This window comes from Psychrobacter piechaudii (genome assembly GCF_900162825.1).
Lineage (GTDB): Bacteria > Pseudomonadota > Gammaproteobacteria > Pseudomonadales > Moraxellaceae > Psychrobacter > Psychrobacter piechaudii.
Genome location: NZ_FUGE01000238.1, coordinates 21407 through 32634, shown reverse-complemented (window position 1 = coordinate 32634; position 11228 = coordinate 21407). Strand labels below are relative to the sequence as shown.

Annotated in this window: 10 protein-coding genes and 1 pseudogene; 8 read left to right on the top strand and 3 right to left on the bottom strand. The window is 42.3% G+C overall.

Translation table 11 applies throughout. The features are described from left to right. Positions 1 to 93: pseudogene (locus tag A1019T_RS12225) on the top strand (RNA-guided endonuclease TnpB family protein); the annotation flags it as partial. A gap of 110 nt (positions 94 to 203) precedes the next feature. Further along, entirely contained in the window at positions 204 to 650 is a 447-nt protein-coding gene (locus A1019T_RS12220; protein ID WP_143514145.1) for a hypothetical protein, read from the top strand. A gap of 163 nt (positions 651 to 813) precedes the next feature. On the opposite strand, the gene A1019T_RS12215 is transcribed toward A1019T_RS12220, so the two are convergent. Further along, positions 814 to 1548, bottom strand: a complete 735-nt coding sequence (locus A1019T_RS12215; protein ID WP_077451941.1) for a hypothetical protein — start codon at positions 1546 to 1548, stop codon at positions 814 to 816. 440 nt (positions 1549 to 1988) lie between these two features. Here A1019T_RS12215 and A1019T_RS12210 point away from each other — a divergent pair, with 440 nt between their 5' ends. Next, complete coding sequence (locus A1019T_RS12210) at positions 1989 to 2687, top strand: VIT1/CCC1 transporter family protein (protein ID WP_077447638.1); 699 nt, start codon at positions 1989 to 1991, stop codon at positions 2685 to 2687. A gap of 11 nt (positions 2688 to 2698) precedes the next feature. Here A1019T_RS12210 and A1019T_RS12205 read toward each other — a convergent pair whose 3' ends face one another. Both A1019T_RS12205 and A1019T_RS12200 read right to left on the bottom strand, forming a co-directional pair. Next, positions 2699 to 5179 (bottom strand): copper-transporting P-type ATPase, encoded by a 2481-nt coding sequence (locus tag A1019T_RS12205; protein ID WP_425271963.1) that lies wholly within the window; start codon positions 5177 to 5179, stop codon positions 2699 to 2701. 32 nt (positions 5180 to 5211) lie between these two features. Next, positions 5212 to 5802 carry a DUF411 domain-containing protein gene (locus A1019T_RS12200; protein ID WP_077447640.1) on the bottom strand — a complete coding sequence of 197 codons (591 nt, stop codon included), beginning with the start codon at positions 5800 to 5802 and terminating at the stop codon, positions 5212 to 5214. 366 nt (positions 5803 to 6168) lie between these two features. On the opposite strand from A1019T_RS12200, the gene A1019T_RS12195 reads away from it, so the two are divergent. The 5 genes from A1019T_RS12195 to A1019T_RS12175 all read left to right on the top strand — a co-directional run bounded on the left by A1019T_RS12195 (position 6169) and on the right by A1019T_RS12175 (position 11176). Then, positions 6169 to 6864 (top strand): heavy metal response regulator transcription factor, encoded by a 696-nt coding sequence (locus A1019T_RS12195; protein ID WP_077447636.1) that lies wholly within the window; start codon positions 6169 to 6171, stop codon positions 6862 to 6864. A 57-nt stretch (positions 6865 to 6921) separates the two neighbouring features. Then, a complete protein-coding gene (locus A1019T_RS12190) occupies positions 6922 to 8373 on the top strand; it encodes a heavy metal sensor histidine kinase (RefSeq protein WP_077451937.1) in 1452 nt (483 codons plus the stop codon). A 69-nt stretch (positions 8374 to 8442) separates the two neighbouring features. After that, positions 8443 to 9171, top strand: coding sequence for a hypothetical protein (locus A1019T_RS12185; protein WP_143514143.1), 729 nt, complete (start codon positions 8443 to 8445; stop codon positions 9169 to 9171). 268 nt (positions 9172 to 9439) lie between these two features. Continuing rightward, complete coding sequence (locus tag A1019T_RS12180; protein WP_077451933.1) at positions 9440 to 10435, top strand: phosphatase PAP2 family protein; 996 nt, start codon at positions 9440 to 9442, stop codon at positions 10433 to 10435. Between the two features lie 213 nt (positions 10436 to 10648). Next, positions 10649 to 11176 (top strand): peroxiredoxin, encoded by a 528-nt coding sequence (locus A1019T_RS12175; protein WP_077451932.1) that lies wholly within the window; start codon positions 10649 to 10651, stop codon positions 11174 to 11176. Positions 11177 to 11228: the final 52 nt, after the last annotated feature.

Here is an 11228-nt window from a genome sequence, read left to right as displayed (position 1 = left end):
TGTGGCACATGGCATGATAGAGATATCAATGCTGCTAAGAACATCCTCGCGGTCGGGCTTGACCGTCTAGCTGTAGGAATCCCCTCGGTTTAGCGAGGGGGAGGAGGTCAACTTTTGATACAAATGCTGCTTTAGACAGGAAGTCAGCCAGTTATTTACAAATCATATTGACCGCTATCATTGTACTGCTAAGCCTAATGATCTTGAGTGCTCCCGCACAAGCGAAAAATAGCTCACAGTATCCTAACCGATCAGAGGCTGCAAACCCTGATAATTTTAAAAGGATTCTGATTAATGGTAGAGTCGTTTCAATGGCGTCAGTACCTTGTCCTATCTCTGATGGAATAATTAATTGTGCTCTAAAAAAACTAGAGGTAATTAATGAACCGGCGTTCAGTATTGATGGTGACTATGATTTAGTACAAGTTTTTTATTATCCTAACACCGATCAAGCCAAAACCGCAGTAGTTATAGCGCAGCAATCAGGTTTAATGAACGATAGTGTTAGAGCTATTAGATATCGGGTTAGCTTTCAACTAGAAGACGGTGGTACGTCAGCGGCAACCTGGAATTGGGTGCAGTATGGTGAGCAGGTTCAATGTGCTAGAGGAAAAATGGCAGGAAAATGGATTAAAGGAAGATGCTTGTAAGCAGCTTGTTATAAGCCTTTAATAACTTTAAGCAGCTCAATATTTTAAAAAGCCTCTCATACGATATGAGAGGCTTTTTGTATCAGTAGCAGTGGCAATACTGTTAGTTAATACTGGAAATTCAGTTAAAGCCGTTAATATAGCGGACTAAACCTTAAGGCATCTAACACTTAGTAGGGGCTTCAAATACGAAGGCGGGCAGGATAAGCCGCTCAAGCCCCCAAACTTCAACGGCATTCAGAAACTCATCAACGTCCATATAAGACGTAGAGCGTTTTCTGCTTGGGTCGTCTGGCGGCGGATTAATTTCATAGCCAAAGTAGCTTAAGGTTAATATCTCAGATAAAGAAAATATCAGCTGTTTGTCATCAATCACTACCGCCACCTTATGCAAATAGGCATGTTTAATGGTCTTTATGAAACGATACGAGCAGTTAGTAATCACCCGTTCATATTCAGCCATACTTGGGGGTGTGATCATCACTGGCAGGATACAAAAGTGCTCAATATCCGCAGGTTTATCTAGGTAGCCATTAATAAGCAAGTACTGAGTTGTATATTGTACTAAAGTATCCTCTAAGCTGGCACGAGAGGCATCATAGATATACATCAAGGAAATATACCCTTGACTCTGTATAACGTCATGCTCAAAAGCACAGTATGACGACGGCTTAGTGGTGGCTATATTGGTTAAGAATCTATCGAGTTCAGGCGAGATCTCACCCTCGTAGGAATAGGGGTCTACTAGGTGCTTGCACAGAGTTTTTATACTCATTAAGTTATCTGCATCCACTCTATAAAAGGGAGGGGCGTGGACTGTAAAGGGGAAGGTGGGAACTGTATCGTCGAAAAAATCACTAATTTCTAATTTTTCGTCGTAGCTATAGTCATTCATCATCGTCTCACTTTTTTTGTTTTGTTTCTATTAAGTTTCAATCGAATTAACAGCAGACAAAGCCACTTAGATGCACTAAATAGGACTTATCAAACAGCTAAAAAGCTATTTTTTGAAGTCGAAAATAGGCCAGTCAAAGCGCTCCTTTACATAAGGAGAGACTGTCTTAATGAAGTTAATTAATTGACTCTTTAATGAAAATGAGACTTGATAAATAAAAATAAGAAATATAACTGTTAAGTAAAAGGTGCTAACAGCTAATGACTAAAAAAGCTACCTCTTTGTCATTGCTTTAAGATTAGCAAAGAATTTTTAAACTGACAAGTTCTTAGAGCGTAACGCTATTATTTTTTACACTGCTATAATGAAACTTAACTCTATGATAATAAAATATAAAAAATGGGTGAGTTGAGCGCTAATGTAGCGTAAATTCAGGAGGCGACATGCCAAGGTCGATACATGAAGAAAAGCACTTAAGTGAACGTAATAACTGGCTTCGAGCGGCTGTGTTAGGTGCCAACGACGGTCTTATATCTACCGCAAGTCTTTTGGTCGGGGTAGCGGCTGCCAACCAAAGTAGCCAAACTCTGTTGCTTACCGGTTTGGCCGCATTAACCGCCGGTGCGTTTTCGATGGCGGCAGGGGAGTATATCTCAGTATCTTCTCAAGCAGATACTGAAGCGGCCGATTTAGCCAAAGAGCAATATGAGCTAGATAATAACCCTGAGCGTGAGCTTCTAGAATTGACTCGGATTTATGAAAGCCGTGGGCTTGATAGCGATCTTGCTCACCAAGTGGCTGTGGCTTTAACTGAAAAAGATGCTTTGGGTGCGCATGCTAGAGATGAGATTGGGGTTACAGAAATTGCTCAAGCTAAGCCTTTTGAAGCAGCCATAGCTTCTGCTATCGCCTTTATAATTGGTGGGGTGGTTCCTATTTTAGGCTTATTTATTTTCCCTTCCTTTAATTTAGTATATGCCTTAATGGGATTGACCATAGCAGGTCTGGTGCTATTGGGCATTGCTTCAGCACGCTTGGGGGGTGCGCCAGTCGTGCCAGCAGTGACCCGAGTAGTGGTTTGGGGCACGCTGGCTATGATTGCAACTTCACTTATTGGCCGTTTCTTTGGCGTAGAGGTTTAGTGGCTGCTTTTTTATAACTTTAAACCGCGTAATCTAAGTGAGTTAAAAATCACTGACACAGAGGATAGACTCATGGCTGCAGCGGCAATCATCGGACTTAGCAATAGCCCAAAGAATGGGTAGAGCAGGCCTGCTGCCACAGGGATACCTAAAGCGTTATAAACAAAAGCGAAAAACAAGTTTTGTCTGATGTTTTTCATAGTAGCTTGGCTCAGTTTATGTGCTTTGGTAATACCCATTAAGTCGCCTTTGACCAAGGTGATGCCAGCACTTTCAATGGCCACATCAGTACCTGTACCCATCGCAATACCTACCGTGGCTTGGGCGAGGGCGGGCGCATCATTAATGCCGTCACCGGCCATGGCCACGATACGTCCTTGCTGTTGAAGCTCTTTTACGATGCGGTTCTTGTCTTCTGGTGAGACGTCTGCTTGTACCTCATCGATGTTTAGCTGGCTAGCGACTGCTTGGGCGGTAACCGCATTGTCTCCGGTAAGCATGATAACTTTTAGGTTTTCATTGTGCAGTCGATCAATGGCTTCTTTGGTACTGGCTTTAATCGGATCTGAGACAGAAATAAGGCCGGCAGGCGTATTATCGATGGCCACAAACATAACCGTTTCACCCTCACTGCGTCGCTTATTGGCTTGCTCAGACAGCTGAGGATCGTAGCTATTTAGCCCCTTCATTAGCTTGTCATTACCAATGGCGACCAGCTTATTATTGACAACCGCTTTTACCCCTTCACCGGTAACAGACTCAAAGTTGCTGACAGCAGATAGAGTAAGGTTACGCTCTTTGGCCGCTTCCACAATGGCCTCAGCCAGAGGGTGCTCACTGGATTGCTCAACGGCAGCGACTAAGGCAAGTACTTCGTTTGGTTGCCAGCCTGAGCTTACGTCAATAGAAGTTAGCTTAGGTTTGCCTTCGGTTAAGGTGCCTGTTTTATCAACAACGATGGTATCTACCTTCTCCATGCGCTCTAATACTTCAGCGTTTTTAATCAACACTCCGTTTTGAGCGCCCTTGCCAGTTCCGACCATAATAGACATGGGGGTGGCTAGGCCTAAAGCACAAGGGCAGGCAATGATAAGCACCGCTATCGCATTGACAAGAGCATATGCTAGGGCAGGGTCTGGGCCAAATATCGCCCACACAATAAAGGTGATAACGGCGGTGATAATGACTGTCGGCACAAACCAGCTAGACACCTTATCGACCTGCTTTTGAATGGGAGCTTGGCTGCGCTGAGCCTCACTGACCATTTTTACGATTTTTGATAAGACCGTATTGTCGCCAACGTTCACCGCTTTAATTAACAGCGACCCTGTGCCATTAACGGTACCGCCTGTGACGCTGTCATCATTCTTTTTGGCTACTGGCATAGGCTCACCCGTAACCATGGATTCGTCTACGCGGCTTTCGCCTTCAATGACTAGGCCATCAACGGGCACTTTTTCACCAGGTCTGATACGTAGAATGTCTCCGGTATTAACCTCTTCAAGTGACACCTCAATTTCTTGTCCGTCTTCATCGACACGTCTGGCTGTGGGCGGAGCAAGCTCAAGCAGGGCACGAATGGCACCTGAAGTCTGACTTCGAGCTCTTAGTTCTAATACTTGTCCTAACAGTACCAAGGTGGTAATCACCGCAGCGGCTTCAAAATAGACGCCCACCTGACCTGAGTGATCCTTAAAGCTTGGCGGGAAGATATCAGGGAAGAAGGTCGCCACAATACTAAATAGATAGGCAGCGCCCGTACCAATCGCAATCAAGGTGAACATATTAAGGTTCATGGTCTTAAGGGACTGCCAACCTCTGACGAAGAAGGGTTTGGCTCCCCAAAGTACCACGGGGGTTGCCAGTATAAGCTGGATAATATTTAGCCACTGAGTTGAGATGCCATAACGGTTCATCAGGCCATTTATATCAAGACCGAGCATGTCACCCATGGCGATGATAAATAGCGGGATAGTCAGCACCGTACATATCCAAAAGCGGCGGGTCATGTCATCAAGTTCAGTGGTATCTTCTTCCTCTAGCGTGATAGTTTCAGGCTCAAGTGCCATGCCACATATTGGACAACCACTGTTTTTAATATCACGAACTTCAGGGTGCATCGGGCAGGTATAAACAGTCCCTTCATAGCCATCAGGTATCTTATTATAGGGGCTGTTTTTTATCTGCTTAGGGTCAGGGGTGGTGCTGGCAGGATGACTTTCATCGTGCTGGTGATGGCAGTGATGATGAGAGTGTTCAGAGTTTACAACTTCCTCTTGAGGTTTCAAAAACATATCACAGAGTGGACAGCGACTCTCGGTAATGTCTCTGACCTCAGGGTGCATTGGGCAGATATAAACAACCCCCTCGTAGTTTTCGGGGACTAAATCGTATTTATTAGAAGCTGGTGTGGCAGAAGCTGAACCGTTATCCATACCCTCAGCTTTTGCCTTATTTACAATATGATTTTTATTTGAATGGTCATGGTTCATGAGACTACCTCTTAATTTTAATAATAAACGGGTTATAACTGCTGCTGAGGTGTATCTACACTAGCGTACACGTCATATGAGCCGTCTTTATTTAATTGAAAAACTTTATATGGCATGAATTTATCGTCATATTCCATACCTGGGCTACCCACAGGCATACTGGGTACAGCCAGACCGATTGCATCATTTGGCGGATTCTCTAGGAACTGTGCCATAAATTTAGCAGGAATATGTCCCTCAAAGACAAAGCCATCACTAGTTACGGTAGTGTGACATGAGCGCATTTGTTCAGGCACCTCGTATCTGTCTTTCACAGCAGAGAGGGTTTGTGGATGCTGATAAGTAGACTGCAGTCCTGCTTTATCAGCATAGCTGATCCACTCGGTACAGCAGCCGCAGTTGGCGTCTTTATAAACTGTGGCTGAAACCCCTTGTAGAAGAGTAGAGGCAGGCTGATTTATCTGGGTTTGATTAAGCGGTGCATTCGCTTGTGTACCTGAAGACTGCGAAACTTGTGCGGTTGAATCCGTAGCAGAGTCAAGCGCTGCGGTTTGGCTTTGATTGGGTGAGCCGCAAGCCGATAAAGTGGTGGCCAAAGCCAAAAGAGCGGAGCCTTTAGTCATTGGACTGCTAAGCTTATGCAGTGAGATATAATAAGCAGAAGATTTAGAGGATAAAGTTTTTAAAAAGTGGTTTGATTTCATAGGGGCACCTTTATACTTAAACTACCGTTTTATCTGGTTATGGGCTCTAATTGTATGCACTGGCTCTAATATTAGATAAAGAGAGAATATTAGATAAAGAGAGGGGTTTATACCCATATTACCGCCTAGCAAATGACATGAACATGACGTAAACATTACAAATTTGTCATCTTGAGACTAGGGATGTTCAAGCTGGCGATATTAATCTAGTATGGTCTCAGGTGAAGTCAAAAGCTAATAGCCCATTAAATATAATAATTACTCAGTAGCAATTTTGAGGTGTGAATGAAGGTTTTGTTGGTAGAAGATGAGGTAAAACTCGGAGAATACATTCAAAAAGGTCTGACCGAATCAGGGTTTTTAGTAGATCACAAAGTTAATGGTCTAGATGGCTATCATGCGCTAATGTCAGAAGATTATAACGTTGTGATAATGGATGTCATGCTACCGGATATAAGCGGCTTTGAGATTGTGAAAAACTATCGCCAAAGTGGTCAAACAACCCCAGTTCTATTTTTAACCGCCAAAGATGATTTAGAAGACCGTATTAAAGGCATTGAGATTGGTGGTGATGATTATCTGACCAAGCCTTTTGCCTTTGCAGAGTTGGTGGTGCGTCTTAAAAACTTGCTACGACGGGCCAATCAATCAGAATATTTAAGCACTCAACTTAAAATAGCCGACTTAACACTAGATCTTGCCAAACGCACTGTGCATAGAGGCAATACTGCCATTCAGCTGACCTCAAAAGAGTTTGCCTTATTGCAGTTTATGTTAGAGCGTAAGGGTGAGGTGTTACCACGTTCGGTTATTGCCTCACAGGTATGGGATATGAATTTTGACAGTGATACCAATGTCATTGATGTGGCCATACGACGTTTGAGAGTAAAAATTGATGAAGATTTTGAGCCAAAACTCATTCACACGGTGCGAGGTATGGGTTATAAGCTTGAAGATGAAAGCGGGCTTAAGCATCAGTAGCCCTTAATATTATAAAAGTATCCATTATAAAAGTATCAATTAAAAAGCCTTAGCACTATGAATATTCGACTCTCTTTACTTTGGCGTACCCTCATATTACTCACCATATTTGTGGTGCTGTCGCAGATTACGGTGTACTTTTGGATTAAGCGCTCAGTAACTGATCACTTTGAAGTGATGGATTCTGAGATGTTAACCCACGCTGCTTTTAATCTACGTAAATCCACCTACGGTATAGAGCACAGTTCGGAATACCTGAACCCTATTTACAATAATAAAAAAGGATTAGGTTATGGGGTTCAAGTATTTGGGTTTACATCAGATGGGCAAGCTATTGCTAGTGATAGTCAAATTGCTGTTGGCAATCAAACTGCTAGGGATAATCAAAGTGATTTTCGCGCTTTTAATTTAGAAAGTTATGGCAAAGATTCAATCAATATCCTTGATTTGATGAGTGAGCATGGAGATAAGCAGTTTGAATTACAGCTAGATAATCGACCTTATCGAAGTGTTATTATCACAAGCAATAACCAGATTTATTTACTGGCACTCCCGATTGATGTGCATCATCTTTACTTGCATCAGTTCTCTTTGCAGCTCAAAGTTATCTTAGTGGCCATGACTTTGCTGCTGCTGTTTATCGCCGCCTTTAGTGTCTACTGGGGATTCTCTCCGTTAACCACTTTTATCCAAAAAATGAAAACCATAAACTCTGAGCAGCTGGGTGAGCGGATTACAGTCGCGGATATGCCAAGCGAGCTGCGTCCGCTTGCTGAGTCTTATAATATTATGATGAGTAAGCTTGAGGATAACTTTGAGTCACTGTCTCGCTATTCTGACAATATTGCTCATGAGCTACGTACCCCAATTGCCACGTTAAGCACTCAAACTCAGGTCATGTTAAGTAAACCTAGGCAGATTAGTGAATATATCGAACAGCTGCATCATCAACACGAAACACTAGAACATTTGTCGGAGGTAACTAATAACATGCTGCTTCTGGCAAAAACTCAAAAAGGTCTTAGTCAGGAGCAGCTAAAAGATGTGGATATGGAAAGCTTGATCACTCAGCTCATAGAGTATTATGAGTTGCTGGCTGATGATAGAGGCATTAATCTGGTTAAGTCGGGGGAGTTTGCGGTTATAAAAGGAGATAAGAGCCTGCTTCAGCGCCTGTTTTCTAATTTAATTTCAAATGCCATTTATTATTCAAAAAACGACAGCACAATTAAGATATCTGCAGGCGTGACGGATCAATCACAGCTTAATATTGTCATAGAAAACCAAACCGCACAGCCTATGACTCAAAAAGAGGCCAGTCGGCTATTTGAGCGCTTTTATCGACAGGCTAATGATCAAGACAGCAAGGCAGAGGGCACTTCGTATTCGGGAACGGGGCTTGGATTATCTATAGTTAAATCGATTGTAAAAGCACATAGAGGCACCGTCACAGCTTTAGTTGAAGATAATTGGATTAAAATTAGCGTTAAACTACCTCTACCTAAGTGATCCTAAACCTACTTATTTTAGATTGAGTCCTATCAAGCGATTGACCCCTGTGGTAATGGTGTTGATAACGTGCATATCGCTAAGATGAGTGGTGGTGAGGTAGAGCCTGGTGCAAATGCCGATACGATAACTATCGGTGAGTTCTCAGGCGGTACTGTTTACACAGGTCACAAGAACAACAATGAAGATGGTGCTGTTGATACTATCGACATTCGTTTGATGAATGGTGTTACGCTAAATGTAGGCGAGGGGGATAAAGTTGTTAACTTGACTGAAACCAATCCTGATAATCAGTTCTTGGATTTGAAGGGCGGTACAATCAACTTATCAGCTTCAGATGACAGTTTAACCTTGCTTGCTATGACTAGCGGTACTGTTAACTTAGGTGGCGGTGATGATGTGCTGACACTTAAAGACGGTAAAGGCGGTGGCACTATCAATGGTGGTTCAGGCTTTGATACGCTTGTTATAGAAGGTAGTGGTCATAACATTAAAATCGGTGACCTAGTGGAAATGGAAGTTATCGACTTGGGTAAAGGCGGTGCTGATGATGCCAATACCTTCCATCTTGGAGGTAGAAGCGACTCCAATGGCAAATCAATCTACCTAATCGGTGATGCAGACGACTCTATAGACAAAAGCCTTGCTTCTCCTTCGTTGGAAGCGACAGGCAACACGGAAACCAAGGAAATCAACGGTGTTACTTATGAGTTTGCTGAATACACGAGAGCGGATAACATCACAAATGGCACTGATGCTGTATTCATGATTGATGTTGATATGCAAAGCGTAATCTAAATCTAAGCATTAAGTATAATTTGTAGATAGTAAAAACCCCGTAAGTCAGGCTTGCGGGGTTTTTTAATTTATATTTATGCTTAAAGGAAGCTGCCACTACCTCTAAATGAAGAAGATTTAATCACTTCAATCAAAGAATACTTGATAAAAAGTAGCGAAAAGCTAATATGAAATAGACTAACTTTACCCTAAAGTGGATGGATAAATACAAGCGACAAGCCCCTAAAAAGACACCTAAAGAAGCACCTAAAAAGGCAACCTATTACTCATGCTCACCTTAATTCAAGACAATCAGCAGCTGACTTTGTTAATAAGCTTGATTGTATTCGTCATGGTGTTTTTATGGATATTGCAGCACTCAGCCATTGCATATGGGAATAAACTGCAGGCACGTCTGTTGGAGTACGGTAGAGCGTTAGCAACAAGGTTTGAGATAAAACAGCGGCTGGCTAGATTTAAAGTGAGCCACCCTAAGCTATATCACTTCTTCTGGCAGCGACTGCATATTGAGCATTTTTATGGACTGCCGCTAACCGCCCTAGTTTTGGTGATGGGCTATGTATTATCGCTATTTATCGGACTGGTCGAAGATGTGGTTATCTCAGACTCTATCGTGGCGATAGATCACTTTGTCTCGCAGCAGATGAGTGTGCTGAGTGATTCTGTGGTCATCGACTTTTTTATCTTAATTACCAGCTTAGGGTCTACACCGACCACTGTGTTAGTCATACTATTAACCTCAATATTATGTTGGATGATCGCTCAACGTTACTTAATTGTGGGTCTGCTCATCGCTACGATTGGCAGTACAGCATTTACTTACTTAAGTAAATTGTTGTTTCAACGAGACAGACCGTTAGACATTCTACTGCTTGAGCAAACCTACTCATTTCCTAGTGGTCACGCGACAATTTCAATTGCGTTATATGGTTTTGTTGCTTATTTAGCGGTTCGTTTTGGTAAGCAGTTTATTACTCAAATACGCATTGTGGCACTGACTGTTTTTTTATGTGTTTTGATTGGTCTAAGCCGGATTGTGTTAAACGAGCACTATTTAAGTGATGTGATGGGCGGCTACCTAGTCGGAACTTTATGGCTGACGGTAGCCATTAGCGTGATGGAGTGGCTCACTGCAAAAGATAAAATTAACTGGGAGGTTACTTGGTCAAGTTCTCGGGTTTATTTTGTGTGGTTTAGTGTCCTAATTGTGCTTGTCGCTACCGCCATTTATGCCAATCTTTCTCAGTTTCCTCTTTTGCAGTAATGGGTTGTTGTTTTTTGGACTAACTAATCTTTTACGTTATAACCATACCTAGCACCGGCTTCATCAATATCGCCAGTATAGTTATGACAAGCTTGCAGTTACACAGAATCTGGGATGGGCTCTTAAAGATTTGAACAAGGATTGGTATAGCTGTTAATATATATCTGAAAAAAGTAGAGTACAAAAACACAATAACCTAACTCGGAGAAAAAAATGATTACCCATGTACCTGATGTAACTTTTAAAACTCGTGTTCGTGACGAATCTATCGGTGGTGAAAACCCATTCAAATGGTATGATCTAACCACAGATGAGTTATTTGCCAATAAAAAAGTAGTTGTGTTCTCACTACCTGGTGCCTTTACACCAACCTGTTCAACCAGTCACTTACCTCGCTATGAAGAGCTTTACAATGAGTTTAAAGCGTTAGGTGTTGATGAAGTTGTTTGTGTTTCTGTTAACGATGCCTTTGTTATGTACCAGTGGGGCTTAAAACAAGGCCGTGAAAACGTATTCTTACTTCCTGACGGTAACGGTGAGTTCACTCGTAAAATGGGGATGTTAGTTGATAAAAGCAACCTTGGCTTCGGTATGCGCTCATGGCGTTATTCGATGTATGTCGATAATAAAGAAATCAAAAAATTATTTAGCGAGCCTGGTTTCGACGACAACTGTCCAACTGACCCGTTTGGAGTGTCAGATGCAGATACTATGTTAGAGTACTTAAAAAGCCAGAAGTAAATTAAATTAATTTTTGATAAATAAAGCTCTAATTGTTATGAAATTGCGTTGT

What these genes read in the sequence shown, in the direction of transcription:
- A1019T_RS12205 (WP_425271963.1), bottom strand. Translation starts at nt 5,179, where the DNA reads ATGAACCATGACCATTCAAATAAAAATCATATTGTAAATAAGGCAAAA.
- A1019T_RS12175 (WP_077451932.1), top strand. Translation starts at nt 10,649, where the DNA reads ATGATTACCCATGTACCTGATGTAACTTTTAAAACTCGTGTTCGTGAC.
- A1019T_RS12180 (WP_077451933.1), top strand. Translation starts at nt 9,440, where the DNA reads ATGCTCACCTTAATTCAAGACAATCAGCAGCTGACTTTGTTAATAAGC.
- A1019T_RS12215 (WP_077451941.1), bottom strand. Translation starts at nt 1,548, where the DNA reads ATGATGAATGACTATAGCTACGACGAAAAATTAGAAATTAGTGATTTT.
- A1019T_RS12200 (WP_077447640.1), bottom strand. Translation starts at nt 5,802, where the DNA reads ATGACTAAAGGCTCCGCTCTTTTGGCTTTGGCCACCACTTTATCGGCT.
- A1019T_RS12195 (WP_077447636.1), top strand. Translation starts at nt 6,169, where the DNA reads ATGAAGGTTTTGTTGGTAGAAGATGAGGTAAAACTCGGAGAATACATT.
- A1019T_RS12190 (WP_077451937.1), top strand. Translation starts at nt 6,922, where the DNA reads ATGAATATTCGACTCTCTTTACTTTGGCGTACCCTCATATTACTCACC.
- A1019T_RS12210 (WP_077447638.1), top strand. Translation starts at nt 1,989, where the DNA reads ATGCCAAGGTCGATACATGAAGAAAAGCACTTAAGTGAACGTAATAAC.